The organism is Streptomyces sp. NPDC051963 (assembly GCF_044593495.1).
Taxonomy (GTDB): Bacteria; Actinomycetota; Actinomycetes; order Streptomycetales; family Streptomycetaceae; genus Streptomyces.
Window position 1 is genome coordinate 1 of sequence record NZ_JBIUCC010000005.1, and the last position, 14,217, is coordinate 14,217.

Annotated in this window: 9 protein-coding genes and 2 tRNA genes; 2 read left to right on the forward strand and 9 right to left on the reverse strand. The window is 70.6% G+C overall.

Going from position 1 to position 14,217, the window contains the following annotated elements; all coding sequences use genetic code 11:
* Positions 1-354: 354 nt before the first annotated feature.
* From ACIHFB_RS20730 to ACIHFB_RS20745, 4 genes are all read right to left on the reverse strand, one after another.
* Positions 355-427, reverse strand: a tRNA-Arg gene (locus ACIHFB_RS20730).
* 270 nt (positions 428-697) lie between these two features.
* On the reverse strand, positions 698-1,384 hold the full coding sequence (locus ACIHFB_RS20735; RefSeq protein ID WP_365271383.1) for a hemerythrin domain-containing protein: 687 nt from the start codon (positions 1,382-1,384) through the stop codon (positions 698-700).
* A gap of 491 nt (positions 1,385-1,875) precedes the next feature.
* A complete protein-coding gene (locus tag ACIHFB_RS20740; RefSeq protein ID WP_365271386.1) occupies positions 1,876-2,778 on the reverse strand; it encodes a TIGR03619 family F420-dependent LLM class oxidoreductase in 903 nt (300 codons plus the stop codon).
* A gap of 446 nt (positions 2,779-3,224) precedes the next feature.
* A tRNA-Ser gene (locus ACIHFB_RS20745) sits at positions 3,225-3,318 on the reverse strand.
* 169 nt (positions 3,319-3,487) lie between these two features.
* On the opposite strand from ACIHFB_RS20745, the gene ACIHFB_RS20750 reads away from it, so the two are divergent.
* On the forward strand, positions 3,488-3,949 hold the full coding sequence (locus ACIHFB_RS20750; protein ID WP_365271389.1) for an SSI family serine proteinase inhibitor: 462 nt from the start codon (positions 3,488-3,490) through the stop codon (positions 3,947-3,949).
* 334 nt (positions 3,950-4,283) lie between these two features.
* Positions 4,284-8,654, forward strand: coding sequence for a PAS domain-containing protein (locus ACIHFB_RS20755; protein WP_400127566.1), 4,371 nt, complete (start codon positions 4,284-4,286; stop codon positions 8,652-8,654).
* Between the two features lie 94 nt (positions 8,655-8,748).
* Here ACIHFB_RS20755 and ACIHFB_RS20760 read toward each other — a convergent pair whose 3' ends face one another.
* The 5 genes from ACIHFB_RS20760 to ACIHFB_RS20780 form a co-directional block, all read right to left on the reverse strand.
* Positions 8,749-10,422, reverse strand: coding sequence for a long-chain fatty acid--CoA ligase (locus ACIHFB_RS20760; RefSeq protein ID WP_365271395.1), 1,674 nt, complete (start codon positions 10,420-10,422; stop codon positions 8,749-8,751).
* Between the two features lie 160 nt (positions 10,423-10,582).
* Positions 10,583-11,131, reverse strand: a complete 549-nt coding sequence (locus tag ACIHFB_RS20765) for a SigE family RNA polymerase sigma factor (protein ID WP_365271398.1) — start codon at positions 11,129-11,131, stop codon at positions 10,583-10,585.
* A gap of 280 nt (positions 11,132-11,411) precedes the next feature.
* Entirely contained in the window at positions 11,412-12,575 is a 1,164-nt protein-coding gene (locus tag ACIHFB_RS20770) for a lipid-transfer protein (protein ID WP_400127567.1), read from the reverse strand.
* Entirely contained in the window at positions 12,572-13,057 is a 486-nt protein-coding gene (locus ACIHFB_RS20775; protein WP_400127568.1) for a MaoC family dehydratase, read from the reverse strand. The genes ACIHFB_RS20770 and ACIHFB_RS20775 overlap by 4 nt, the downstream gene beginning before the upstream one ends.
* Positions 13,045-14,217, reverse strand: a complete 1,173-nt coding sequence (locus ACIHFB_RS20780) for an acyl-CoA dehydrogenase family protein (protein WP_400127569.1) — start codon at positions 14,215-14,217, stop codon at positions 13,045-13,047. Before ACIHFB_RS20780 ends, ACIHFB_RS20775 begins: the two co-directional genes overlap by 13 nt.

Genomic DNA, 14,217 nt, shown 5'->3' on the forward strand with positions numbered 1-14,217 from the left:
GCGAACAAGCCCCACGGGGCTCCCTATGTTGTCTAGGCCCACCGTCAAGCATCACGTGGGACCAGATCGTCAGGCATCAGCTGGGATCCGACACGCTACGCTGGGTCCCTGGCCGTCGCGCGGCCATGCGCTGGCCTCGTCTTTCCACCCGATCGTCGGCTCTCCAGCGCTCGGCCTTCGATCGCGTCGGCGACGCGCTGCGGGGTGACGGCAACGATCCGGACGATGACGACGGCGCGGCCGGTGTCCTCGTAGCCGTGTAATCCGCCCTCGAATGCGGTTGCCGTCAAACACTGCCGTCAAGGCAAAAGCCAGAGGCCCTGTGGATCACTCCACAGGGCCTCTGACGTGCTGTGCACTCGGCAGGATTCGAACCTGCAACCTTCTGATCCGTAGTCAGATGCTCTATCCGTTAAGCTACGAGTGCTTGTGTTCTGTTCTTGTCTCCGTTTCCTGCCCTTCGGGGGCGGTCGCGGCGACAGGAAGAACATTACATGACTGCCGCCGCCATGTGAAATCCGTTAGCCATACCCCTTGCGAGCTGCGGAAACGGCGTTCAGGGGGGCCTGTCCTGGAACGGCCGAAACCACGTCAGGCGGCAGGAACCGGCCGCCCAGATCTGATCACCTTGGCCGACCTCCGACCAGCCACGTGCCTCCGCCCCCGTGGCAGGCTCAGATCTCCGTATTCCGCAGCGTCAGGACAGCGACGCGGCGCGCGGCGGGGTGGCCGTGCCGTGCACGCGACGGGCGTGTGCGGCGAATGCCCGCGGAGCCAGTCGGGGCGCCAGCAGGCGTACCTGGAACGGTGCGTCGGCCAGGACGCCCTTGACGACCTCGCGGTCCCCCTCGTACATCGCCATGCCGAAGACCACGGGGAATTCCTGCTTGCTGAACAGGGCTTGCCCGTGGGCGCCCAGCTGCTTCCACTCGGATTCGGTGACGAGTTTCTCGGCCAACGGCAGGATCTGCTCCTCCTCCAGCGCCATGTGCGCCATGAGGGCGGTGTTGAGGGTCTCGCAGGCGTCGGCGACGGCCTCGCCCCCGAGCCCTGTCTGCCGCCACGGAGTGAGCAGTTCGCTGATCTGCTCGAGCGCAGCCTCGAGGGACGCATGCTGGGACTGCATCGTCGGCACGATGCTCTGCGTGCTCTCCCCACCCCGCTCCAGCAGCATCGGCCAGAGGATCACGTCCTCGGCCTCGTGGTGGACGTGCAGGACCCGGCACATCAGGTCCAGGTGCGCCCCGACTATTTCGCTGCGCCCGGTATCCCCCTCGGCGACCCCGCGAACCAGCCCGGGAATGAGCCCGAACTCCCGCCGGAAGACGGTGTGAACCATGTACATGTCCCGGACGTCTGCAGGGGACTCGGTGTGCTTGGGCATCTCTGTCTCTTCTGTCTGCTCTGTGCCGTGCTGTCTTTTTTGGACTTTTGGAATGGTTAGGACTTTTGGAGCTGCCGGGGCTGTTGGAGCGTTGGGAATGACGGTGCGTCAGCATCCGTGGGTACGTTTACGGAGTCCGAGTCGTTTGACCGCGGCGCGGATGACGCCCCTCGCGGGCCCGATGATCTGGCCAGGCGGGCCACTTCCTCATCGTTCTATCAGAACTTCGCGCTGCAGCCGCCCGGCAGCTGCAGGAAATGAGGAAGGCTTTACCGCAAACCTTCCTACAGCCAGTGTGGAGGTTAATTCACCGATAATTCATCGAGCCTTCTTCTGGCGCGAATCAAAAGACTTCTTGTCGACATCGCGAGCCCGGCGATATCCCGGAGACAGCTGTAACCGGACGCGGTGGCCCGGTGCTCCTACTCACCCGGCCACCGCGCACCCGGCTTACAGCGTGCATCCCGTACCGACTGAAGGATGATCAGTGATCAGCCCTTGCGGTACCGCTCCACGATGTCAGCGGCGATCTTCAGGGCGTGGTCGACACTGTCCGCGTTGTAAGTGAGATCGAGGAACGCTCCGTCGTACCCCAGCTCGCGGGCGGACTGCAGGACGGGAACAGCCGATTCGACGGGGTGACCAGGGGCGATGTTGACCCGCAGTTCCCGCCTGAGCACGCTCGGATCCCGGCCTGCGACTTCCGCCCGCTGCTTGATGACCTGCCAGGGGCCCTCCAGAGTCTCGAGGTCCGGTCCGTCACCCACCACAGTCACGGGCAGCCAGCCGTCGCCCCGGCGACCGATTCGATCGAGGGCACCGGCCACGAATCCGGCCAGCAGGACAGGCGGCCCCGGCTTCTGGAACGGGCGCAGATCCATGCGTGACGGCGGGATCTGCCACAGCTTGCCCTGGTGTTCGACCGGGTCGGAGGTCCACATGGCCTGGAAGACGTCGAGAATCTCCTCCAGCCGTGCACCACGCCCGGACCAGGGCACGCCGAGCGCCTCGTACTCGCTACGCATCCAGCCCACCCCGAAGCCGATGTCGAGCCGCCCCTGGCTGAGCAGATCCAGGGAGGTGAGTGAGCGTCCGAGCAGCAGCGGGGTGTGCCACGGCGCGTCCAGGGTGCTCGTGGCCAGCCGGACCCTGGTGGTGACCGCCGCGGCGGCCGTCAGCGTGACGATGGGATCGACCGATCGCGCCTGCTCCACCGGCCACGGCTGCTCCGGCGTGCAGCCGGGGTAGATCTCGGACGGCTGCAACGGGGTCAGCGCCCGGTCCGCCGCCCACAGCGCGTCGTAGCCCATCCGCTCGGCCTCCACGGCGAACCCGGCGACCAGATGGGGCTCCGCAAGCGGACCGAACTGCGGTAGTGCCGTACCTATACGCACGACTTCATCTCCCTTTCCTCTTCCTCTGGCTTTTGCGGCCCCGTGGAACAGCCCAGATGAGATGACCGGTCAGTACGGGGCAACGGCGCCGGGAGCAAATCTTCCCTTACGAGCACGGGATGCGACCGCTGCGCCGGCGACGCCTGGGGCAGCGCGAATTCCGACCGGTACTGTCCTTTTGCTCAGCCGACGCAAAAACCATCCCACACCAAGAAAATGAATCAGCACGGGGAGTGTCGTAATCGTCGGGGGAGCACCGCAGGTATCGGGACGGTGCGAGGGCTTCACGACGGTGTCCACCATCTACGCCGGCATCGTCACCGGCAGGATGCGGCTCCGTGCAGTCGAGTCGCAGGTGCCACTGCCACCCGTCGCGTCACCGCGGTGGAAAGGCCCTGCACACGACTCAGGGAGCCCAGCCCAAATGGCCGAACTCCCTGGTCAGGTGGCGGAGGCGGAGGGATTTGAACCCTCGATGGGATTGAAGTCCCAAACCGCATTAGCAGTGCGGCGCCATAGACCGGACTAGGCGACGCCTCCCGCACAGCCGCCCGCGCGAGCGCGAGTGGTGCGTGCAGATGATGACACAGTCGAGCGTGGTGTCACCAATCGCCCCCCACGGTACTAGGCAGGCAGGCCACAGGGCAAAGGGCTTGGGGTGCGGTGGAGCGGGGCGCAACCGTGGAGGCCGTACGGCGTTAGTCAGGTCATGTTGCAGGTCACCCGGATTCTCCTTACTGCCGTCGCCTCCGTTGCCGCGATCGGTTCGCCGGCGGCGACGTCGTACGCCGCCGGTCATGTCGAGGCCGCTCCGCCACCCGTCCGCGACGAGGACCGGGGCGGGGATCACCTCACCGTCACCGTCCGGCACGCGGGCGGCGATGCGGACGGGACGTATGAGCTGTACTGCCATCCCGGCGGAGGCAGCCACCCCGAGGCGGGGGCCGCGTGTGCGGCCGTCGACCGGAACACCCGGTGGGGGAAGGAGACCTTCGCTCCCGTGCCGGACGGCACCATCTGCACCATGCAGTACGGCGGCGCCGCCACCGCGCATGTCACCGGAACCTGGAGCGGGCGTCCCGTCGACACGACGTACAGCCGCAGTGACGGGTGTGAGATCGGCCGCTGGGATCGGCTCGTGCCGCTGCTGCCCGACCTCACTCGGGCCTGAGGTCAATTCCGGGGCTCACCCCACTGACGTACAGACATGGACGCAGAGACATGGAGTACAGACATGGACGTACAGACATTCCATGGCGGAATCAGGGGGACCGTAAAAGTCCCGCGAAGGTCTCGCGCGGTGCGGGCGGAGCGAAAACGCGCGGTCACGCGTGCGGCGCCGCCGTCCGCGTCACGTAGTCGTCACTTCGTCGTGCGACCTCCCTCTCATCCGGCGTCGCGAGCGCAACCTCAGCCCTTAGACTCCCTCGCGTGACACACCGCGGGCAGGTTGGCAAGATGGCCCGAGCGGTCGGCAAGATGCGGTAACAGGGAGGAAGCGTCTCGTGAGCAGCAGGCCATCCCGAGGCGCTGCTCGCCTCGCAGCCATACTGGACGCGCTTCCCGACGCGTTGGTGCTGGTCAACGCCAACGGGACCGTCGTCAACGCGAACACCATCGCCCTCGAAGCCTTTGAGACGCCGGGCACGGCGCTCGTCGGGCGCGGGCTGCTCGACCTGCTACCGGAGTTCGACTCCCGGCTCATCCCCGGGTCGATGCGCCGGCCCGACCACATGGATCCGCGCGGGCAGACCAAGCCGACGCGGATGATCGCCCGCAGGACGGACGGGAGCGAGTTCCCCGTCGAGGTCACCAGCGCGAACCTGGAGAACGGGCAGCAGGCCTACGACAACTACGGCTACGCCTCCGACGAGCTGCTGATGCTCGTCGTACGGGACCTGTCGGGGACCGTCGACACCGAGGCCGAGCTGGCCCGGTCCCAGCGGCAGACCGAGATGATTCTGCGGGCCGCGTCCGAGGGTGTGGTCGGGACCGACACCGACGGGCGGATCGTGCTCGTCAATCCGGCCGCCGCTCAGATACTGGGTTATCGGGCCAGTGATCTCGGCGGGCGTGAACTGCACGACCTCATGCTGCACTCGCGCGCCGACGGCACGCCGTTCCCGTACGAGGAGTCCCCGCTCGCCGACACCCTGCGCTCCGGGCGCAAGCACCGGGTGCGCGGGCAGGTGCTGTGGTCGAAGAAGGGCGAGAAGGTCCCGGCCGACCTGACGACCGCGCCGGTGCGGGACGGGGACCAGTTGGTCGGGGCCGTGCTGACCTTCACCGACCGGCGGCCTTACGACAGCCTCGCCGAGGAGAAGGCCGCGGCCGAGCAGAGCCACGCGGAGGAGCTGGAGCGGCTCGGCGAGGAGCATGCCTCCGACTTCACGGCGCTGCGGCAGCAGCACGTCACCGAACTCGAGGAGCTGCGCGAGCAGCACGAGGAGGAGCTCGCGGCCGGCGACGACCGGTATGCCGCGCTCGCCGAACGCGAGAAGGACCGGTACGAGGCGCTCGCCGGGCGGCATGAGCAGCTGCTGACGCTCCTCGGCGGGTCGCTGCGCGGGCCGCTCGACGAGCTGCGGCGTGATCTGTCGGCCCTCGCCGCGGACGACGCCGGGCAGCTCTGGCCCGAGGCCAACCAGGTGCTCCACCATCTGTCCGCCGGGTACTCGCGCATCACCCAGCTCATCGACAACGTCCTCGCGTACCAGCTGATCGACGCGGGCACCGAGCAGATCGTCCGTACGAAGGTGATGCTCGACGCCGTCGTCGCCGCCGGTGTCGACGGCGCCGTCGAGCTGATCGGGCCGGGGCGCGTGCAGTTCGCCGTACATGCGCCGCCCATCGAGGCCGAGGTCGATCCGGCCCGCCTCGCCACCGCGCTCGCGCATCTCGTCGCCGATGTCGCCGGGGTCGACGCGACCGGGAACTCTCCCGTGTCCGCGGGCGGTTATATGGACAACACGGTCGTGGTGGCGGCCGCGCAGCGCGGTGAGGTCGTACGGATCGAGGTGCGCGGGCCGTATACCGGGGGAGACCCGGTGCACGAGCCGATCGTGCGCGGGATCGTGCGGGCGCACGGCGGTGTGCTCCAGACGCATGAAGTGCCGGGGATGAGCGGCAGCGCGTTCGTCCTCGAAGTGCCGATCGGTGGTGGGGCGGGGGCTGTGGCGGCCCCGGCCGCCGCGATCGCCGAGCCGCAGGAAGCCACCGAGCAGACCTCCGCGGGCGGGCGACGGCGGGCCCGGCGGTCCTCCGTGGACGCGTTCCTGGAGAGCGAGGTGCCGGGCGGCGGCGCCGGTGAGTCCGGGGGCTCCGATGGCCCCGGCGGCTCCGAGGGTTCGGTGCCCACCGGGCGGCGGAGGCGGCGTGCGGCCGAACAGTCGGAGTCGAGTGCGGCTCCGGTTCCGGGTGCGACTCCGGGTGCGGCTCCCGTTCCGGCGCAGGCTTCGGGTGATGGGTCCGGCGGTACCGGGCGGCGGCGGGGGCGGCCTGCCGAGGGTGCGAATGCGGGTGCCCAGGGCGGTACGGCGGTCGGTTCCGGCCTCGAACTCGCCTCCGGGGTTTCTGCGGGCGCCGTCGTCACGGCCGCCGAGCATGCCGCCGGCGCCGCGGCCTCAGGGTCCGGCCTGGGCGGTACGGTGCCGCCGCAGGGCGTGCCCACGTCCGACGGGGTCGTGCCCCCCGCAGGGCACCGTGCCCGGCAGGGCGGCGGGGCGCAGCAGGCGCTGCCTCCCGCGCTGCCCGCGGCGACGGCGGCGACCGACGGGGCCGCCGCCGAGAACGCGCAGCCGACCGGACGACGCCGGCGTGCCCTGGCCGCCGCGAGCGAGCGTGCCGCCGCGCAGGAGGCGGCCCCCCGTGCGGTGTTCGCCCTGCCGCCCGCCGACGCGGACCGGGCTCAGGCGAACCCGGCGGCGCAGGCGCCCCCGCAGGTTCCGGCTGCCAGTGGGTCCGGGGACGCCCTGATCGACAACGGCCGGCATGACGCCGTACCGCACGACCAGTCCGACGACCACACCCCGCCACAGCCGCACCCCGCGACCGCACCGACGGGCCGTAGGCGCAGGGCTGTCGCCCAGCCGACGGCCACGGAGGCGAACGGGACTCCCGCGCAGGGGGTTCCGGCGCAGGGGGTTCCGGCACAGCAGAGTGCCGGGCAGGGTGTGCCCGTGCAGGCGGGGCCCGGACAGATGGGGCACGGACAGGCGGGCCAGGCCGTGGCCGGTCAGCCCGCAGCGCCCTTGCCGCCGCAGGGCACCGGGGTTCAGGCCGAGGGAGAGGCGCCTCATGGTCCTCGTGCACCTCATGCGCCTCATGTGCAAGGCCCGGGACAGGCAGTGCAACCCGCCGTGACCGTCGCCCCGCAGGGCACCCCGGCCCCGGTCCAGGCCCAGGCCCAGGCCGTACCGGCGACTCCCGCACCTACGGCCCAAGCGGCGGACCAGACCACCGGCCCCCACACCGCCCCTGGTCAGCCGCTCCCGGCGGAAGCCGCGCCCGGTCAGCCCGGCCCGGCTCAAGGCGCCCCCACCCCCGCCCCCCAGCCATGGCCCACGGCCGACGGCAGCTCCGGCGCGGGCACGCCCCTGGCGGCGAACGCCGTCGGCACCCCCGCCCCGGCGGCGTCGCCCAACCCGGCCGCCGCCCCCGTGGCCACCAACGGCGCCGCCACCCCCGTACCGCCGAACGCCTCCGAAGACGCGGCCGCACCCCAGCGGGCCGCGCAGCCGCTGCCCGCCGAGGCCGGTGCCGGTGCCGCCCCTGAGGACCCGAACTCCACGCAGGGGCGGGCGATCAGTGTGCGGACGTTGGGGCAGGGCGTGCCGTTCAGCAGGCAGGCGGCACAGGTGCAGCAGGCGTCCGCGCCCGCGGCCCCGCAGTCCTCGCCGGCGACGAACAGCGGCCGGCGCCGGAAGCTGGGAACGCCGCCCGACCGGCCCGAGCAGGCGGCGCGGCCGCATCCCTCGGGTGAGCAGACGTCGGCGCGCGGGTCCCGGCTGGCGCAGTCCACCGAGGCGGCCGGACGGTCGTACGCCATAGGCGCACCGGACGAGAACGCCGCCGAGGGGCCCGAGCCGCTGGACGGTCCCGGTGGGGCCGTCGAGGTATCGGAACCGCCGCGTCCGCAGCCGATGGACGACGAACTGCCGCCGGAGCCGCTGGACAATCCGCGTCGGCTGCTGGTGTGGCCCGCGCCGGACGTCACCACGCAGCAGGCGTTGAGCGATCGCGGGTACCGGCCGGTCATCGTGAACTCGCGCGAGGAGGTCGACGCACAGATCGCGGCCTTCCCTGCGGCGCTGTTCGTCGATCCGCTGACCGGGCCGATCACGCGTACGGCACTTCAGTCGTTGCGGCAGGCGGCCGTGGCCGCGCAGGTGCCGGTGATGGTCACGGCGGGGCTCGGACAGGCGACGCGCGAGGCGGCGTACGGCGCCGATCCCGCCGTACTGCTGAAGGCGCTGGCGCCGCGTGACAGTGAGCAGCATCCGCCGCGCGTCCTGCTGATCGAGGAGCACGCGGAGATCGCGCTGGCGCTGACCGCGACGCTGGAACGGCGCGGGATGCAGGTCGCGCGGGCGGCAAGCGATGCAGACGCGGTGACGCTGGCGGGGCAGTTCCGGCCGAATCTCGTCGTGATGGACCTGCTTCAGGTGCATCGCCGCCAGGCCGGGATCGTCGACTGGCTGCGCGCGAACGGGCAGCTCAACCGCACCCCGCTCGTCGTCTACACGGCCGCCGTCGACCAGGCCGATCTGCCGCGGCTGGCGTCGGGCGAGACGGTGCTGTTCCTGGCGGAGCGGTCGACCAGCACCGAGGTGCAGTCGCGCATCGTGGACCTGCTGGCGCGGATCGGCACCAACTAGCGGCTCAACCACGTCGATACGGCGGTGAGGTCGGCGTCCGCCGAGCAGGGGGCCCGGGGGCCGGGTGCTCTGCTCGGCGTTCGCCTGACGCGGCTCAGAGCTGGGTGACGTCCAGCTGCCCGGCGGCGTACTGCCTGCGCAGCACCTTCTTGTCGAACTTGCCGACGCTCGTCTTGGGCACGGCCTCGATGATCGTCCAGCGCTCCGGGAGCTGCCACTTGGCGATCTTGCCCTCGCCCGCGAGGAAGGCGCGCAGGGACTCGAAGTCGGCGGTGGCGCCCTCCTTCAGCACGACCGTGGCGAGCGGGCGCTCGCCCCACCTGTCGTCGGGGACGGCGACCACGGCGGCCTCGGCGACATCCGGGTGGGACATCAGCGCGTTCTCCAGCTCGACCGAGGAGATCCACTCGCCGCCGGACTTGATGACGTCCTTGGCGCGGTCGGTGAGGGTGAGGAAGCCGTCGGCGGAGATGGTGCCCACGTCGCCCGTCTTCAGCCAGCCGTCCTCGCTGAACTTGTCGGCGGGGCGCAGGGGTTCGGCGCCCGGGCCGTTGTAGTAGGCGCCCGCGATCCAGGGGCCGCGGACCTCGAGCTCGCCGGCCGACTCGCCGTCCCAGGGGAGACGCTCCCCACCGGGGCCGCTGAGACGGGCCTCGACGCTCGCCGGGAAGCGGCCCTGGGTGAGGCGGTAGGCGAACTCCTCCTCGGTGCCCACGGCGTGGGCCGGCGGGCGGGCGATCGTGCCGAGCGGGGAGGTCTCCGTCATGCCCCAGGCGTGACAGACCCGCATGCCGAGCTTGTCGAACGCCTCCATCAGCGAGGGCGGACAGGCCGAGCCGCCGATGGTGACCTGGGTGAGGGTGGAGACGTTGCGCGGCCGCGCGGTCAGCTCGCCGAGCAGGCCCTGCCAGATGGTGGGGACGGCGGCCGCGTGCGTCGGCTTCTCGCGCTCGATCATCTCGGCGAGGGGGGCGGGCTGGAGGAAGCGGTCCGGCATCAGCATGTTCACGCCGGTCATGAAGGTCGCGTGCGGCAGGCCCCAGGCGTTGACGTGGAACTGGGGGACCACGACCAGCGAGGTGTCCTGGTCGGTCAGGCCCATCGACTGGGTCATGTTGACCTGCATGGAGTGCAGGTAGATCGAACGGTGGCTGAACACCACGCCCTTGGGGTCGCCCGTCGTCCCGGACGTGTAGCACATGGCCGCGGCCTGGCGCTCGTCCAGCTCCGGCCAGTCGTACGTCGTCGGCTTCCCGGCGATCAGCTCCTCGTACGCATGCACCCGCGGGGTGACGTCCGCGAGCAGCGACAGGTCGCCGGGGCCGGACACGACCACGTGCTCGACCGTCTTGAGGTGCGGCAGCAGCGGGGCGAGCAGCGGCAGCAGCGAACCGTTGACGATCACCACCCGGTCGGCGGCGTGGTTCACGATCCAGGCGAGCTGCTCGGCCGGGAGGCGCAGATTGAGCGTGTGCAGGATCGCGCCCATGGAGGGGATCGCGAAGTACGCCTCGACGTGTTCGGCGTTGTTCCACATCAGCGTCGCCACACGCTCGTCGTCCGCGACCCCGAGGTCCTCGCGCAGGGCGTGCGCCAGCTGGGCCGCACGGACGCCGACCTCGGCGAAGGAGCGCCGCTGTGGCTCCTCCCCGGTCCAGGTGATCACCTGCGATGAGCCGTGGACCGCCGACCCGTGGGTCAGGATCCTCGAGATCAGCAGCGGTACGTCCTGCATGGTGCTCAGCACGGCGTCCTCCCGGGGCGACATTGCCTACGCGGTAGTAAGGGTTGGGCTGATTCTGCTCACATACCGCGCGGTCTGTCACGGGGCACGGGTGATCGATCACGTCGATCACGTCACGTTGCCTTCACCGAGGCCGGACGGTACGGCCCACCGGCCCCCTTGGCGCTCGTCCGCCGGAGCGGCCCTAGCGGACCAGCGCCAGCTCCGGGTCCTCGCGCAGCTTGCCGAGGGCGCGTGACACCGCCGACTTCACCGTGCCCACCGAGACGCCGAGCACCTCGGCCGTCTGGACCTCGCTGAGGTCCTCGTAGTACCGCAGGACGACCATCGCCCGCTGCCGGGCAGGCAGTTTGGAGATCGCCTGCCACATCGCGTCGTGCAGCGCCTGCTGCTCGGCCGGGTCGTCCCCGCCGGGCACCGGCTCGGGCTCCGGCAGCTCGTCGCACGCGAACTCGTCGACCTTGCGCTTGCGCCACTGCGACGTCCGGGTGTTCAGCAGCGCCCGGCGCACATAGCCGTCGAGCGCACGGTGGTCCTCGATCCGCTCCCAGGCCACATACGTCTTGGTCAGCGCCGTCTGGAGCAGATCCTCCGCGTCGCACGGGTTCGCGGTGAGCGACCGGGCGGTACGCAGCAGCACCGGCTGGCGGGCCTTGACGTACGACGAGAACGACGGGTACGTCAGCGACCGCGTCGCGGGGTTGGAAGCGCTGGTGCAGACGGTTGTGGTCATGGCTCCACGCTATGAGCGACCCCCTCACCGGCGGATCGGCCGCAGGTCCCGAAGCGCACTCCCCCTCAGGTTGTAGGGGTGGTGCCTGCTGCACCTCCTGAAGGTGGACTGGAGGAGGACACCTACTGCGGGTTTACCCCTGGGGGCTACGACCACGGTGCCGGTTTCCGTCCCGGTGGGGCAGCTCGGGTGGGTTCTGGGTCCTGTGCTGCAACGCGGGCGCGTGCCGGGTTTTGTACGGCAACCCGGGCGCGTTCTGGGTCCTGTACGGCGCCCCATGTCACGCTCCCTCCAGGACCAGCCCCGATGTCGGCACCCCGGTCCCTGCCGTCACCAGGACCCGGCCGGCCCTCGGTATCTGGTTCACGGATGTGCCCCGCAGTTGCCGTACGCCTTCCGCGATCCCGTTCATCCCGTGCAGATACGCCTCCCCGAGCTGTCCCCCGTGCGTGTTGACCGGCAGCCGCTCCTCCGCCATGAAGTCGGCGGCCTCGCCCCTGCCGCAGAACCCGAACTCCTCCAGTTGCATCAGCACGAACGGCGTGAAGTGGTCGTAGAGGATCCCCACATCGATGTCGGCCGGAGTGAGCCCGCAGGTGCGCCACAACTGGCGGGCGACCACGCCCATCTCCGGCAGGCCGGTCAGGTCGTCGCGGTGGAAGCTGGTCATCTGCTCCTGTGCGCGGCCCGCACCCTGGGCGGCGGCCGCGACGACGGCCGGAGGATTCGGCAGGTCGCGGGCCCGCTCCACGGAGGTGACCACGATCGCCTGACCGCCGTCCGTCTCCTGGCAGCAGTCCAGCAACCTGAGCGGTTCGGCGATCCAGCGCGAGGCCGCGTGGTCGGCGAGCGTGATGGGTCTGCCGTGGAAGTACGCCGCCGGGTTGGTCGCCGCGTACTTGCGGTCCATGACGGCCACATGCCCGAACACCTCCGGGGTCAGCCCATAGGCGTGCAGATACCGCTGGGCCGTCATCGCCACCCAGGACGCCGGGGTGAGCAGCCCGAACGGCAGGGACCAGCCCAGCGCCGCGCCCTCCGCCGACGGCTCCCGGTGCTGTACGCCGGAGCCGAATCTGCGGCCCGACCGTTCGTTGAACGCGCGGTAGCAGACCACCACCTCGGCCACTCCTGTGGCGACGGCGAGCGCCGCCTGCTGGACGGTCGCGCAGGCCGCCCCGCCTCCGTAGTGCACTCGGGAGAAGAAGGACAGCTCGCCCATCCCACAGGCCTGGGCCACGGTGATCTCCGGGCTGGTGTCCATCGTGAACGTGACCATCCCGTCCACGTCTCCCGGCGTCAGCCCCGCGTCGTCCAGCGCGGCCCGCACCGCCTCCACCGCCAGCCGGAGCTCGCTGCGGCCCGAGTCCTTGGAGAACTCGGTGGCACCGACACCGACGATCGCGGCCCGTCCGCCGAGGGTGTCCTGAGTCCGGGCGCTCATTGCGCACCCCCCGCCGACACCGTGTCCGTCGCCGGCACCCTGACCGTCACCGTGCCCGTCACATGTCTGCCGATGCCGTTGTCCCCGACGACCCGCACCGTCGCGGTGTCGCCGTCGAGCGCCTCGACCTGCCCCGTCAACACCATCGTGTCTCCCGGGTAGTTGGGCGCGCCCAGCCGGATGGCCACCTTGCGCAGGACGGCCATCGGGCCGAAGTGGTCCGTGATGTAGCGGCCCACCAGGCCGTTGGTGGTCAGGATGTTCATGAAGATGTCGGGGGAGCCTTTCTGGCGGGCCAGTTCCGCGTCGTGGTGAACGTCCTGGTAGTCCCGGGAGGCGATCGCTCCGGCCACGATGAGCGTGCGGGTGATCTCGATCTCCAGCGGCGGCAGCCGGTCGCCGGTCCTCGGTCGTCCGTCATCGGTCCTCGGCAGTCCATTGCCAGTCCTCGTCAGTCCGTCGCCGCTCCTCACCGATTCCATGCCTCGCCCTCCTCCCCTTCCTTGATCAACTCGCCCAGTTCCTGGAGCAGTTCCTCGCCGCATCCCAGATACGCGTCCAGCTGCCGGCCCCACAGGAAGTGCCGGTGCACCGGATGGTTCAGGTCGGCTCCCGCGCCGCCGTGCAGATGCTGGCCGGTGTGGACGACCCGGCGGCCCGCCTCGGACGCCCACCAGGCGGCGGTGAGCGAGTGCGAGGTGTGGGCGAGCCGGGTGTCGCGACGCCAGGCCGCCTCGTACGCCGTCACCCGTATCGCCTCGGTGTCCATATACGCGTCCGCTGCCCGGAGTTGGACGGCCTGCTTGGTCGCGAGCGGGCGCCCGAACTGCTCGCGGGTGTTGGTGTGCGCCACGGCCCGCGCGAGAGAGCCGGCGCAGACACCGGCCTGGAGACCGGCGAAGGCGGTGCGGGCAGTGGCGAGGACATCGGCGTAGGCGTCGGGTCCGCCGAGCTGTTCGGCTTCGGTGCCGTCCAGCACGAGCCGCCCCGCGGCCCAGGGTGCCGTGAGTTCGACCGGCTGCCACTCGGCGTCACCGGTCGGCACCAGCCACAGCCTCCGGTCCGCGTCGGCAACCAGGACGTGCGTGGCGTCCCGCAGCCAGGGCACGACAGGGACCGTGCCGGTCAACTCGGCGTGTGTGGAAGGCCGTACACCCTGCTGATGGGGATGTCCTGCATCCTGATGGCCGGCGGGCGACTCGCCGAGCACAGATGCTCGTATCCCTGGCTCGCCGAGCACAGATGCTCGTATCCCTGGCTCGCCGAGCACAGATGCTCGTACCCCTCCCTGTGCCGGAAATCCCCCGCTGACCACCACCGAGCCGTTGGTGATCCCCGGCAGCAGGCGCTCGCACTGCTCCGTCGAGCCGTGCGCCGACACCGCCAGCAGCCCGTACACACATGTGGCCGCGAAGGGCGTCTGGGCCGTTGTGCGGCCCTGTTCCTCCAGGAGAAGCACCAGGCCCAGCAGACCCACCTCCTGGACGGCTTCGATCAGTCCGGCACCGCACAGGGCCTTCCACAGCTCTGGGTCGCTGCCCGTACCGACGGCCGAAAGCCGCTCGTGCGTCGCGAGGTCGCCGAAGATCCGCGCGGCCAACTCCTGAGCTGCGGTCTGCTCCTGCGTAGGCGTGAAGTCCAT

Coding starts and splice junctions, on each gene's coding strand:
- ACIHFB_RS20775 (WP_400127568.1), bottom strand. CDS start 13,057: ATGGAATCGGTGAGGAGCGGCGACGGACTGACGAGGACTGGCAATGGA.
- ACIHFB_RS20750 (WP_365271389.1), top strand. CDS start 3,488: ATGTTGCAGGTCACCCGGATTCTCCTTACTGCCGTCGCCTCCGTTGCC.
- ACIHFB_RS20760 (WP_365271395.1), bottom strand. CDS start 10,422: ATGTCGCCCCGGGAGGACGCCGTGCTGAGCACCATGCAGGACGTACCG.
- ACIHFB_RS20735 (WP_365271383.1), bottom strand. CDS start 1,384: ATGCCCAAGCACACCGAGTCCCCTGCAGACGTCCGGGACATGTACATG.
- ACIHFB_RS20770 (WP_400127567.1), bottom strand. CDS start 12,575: ATGAGCGCCCGGACTCAGGACACCCTCGGCGGACGGGCCGCGATCGTC.
- ACIHFB_RS20780 (WP_400127569.1), bottom strand. CDS start 14,217: ATGGACTTCACGCCTACGCAGGAGCAGACCGCAGCTCAGGAGTTGGCC.
- ACIHFB_RS20765 (WP_365271398.1), bottom strand. CDS start 11,131: ATGACCACAACCGTCTGCACCAGCGCTTCCAACCCCGCGACGCGGTCG.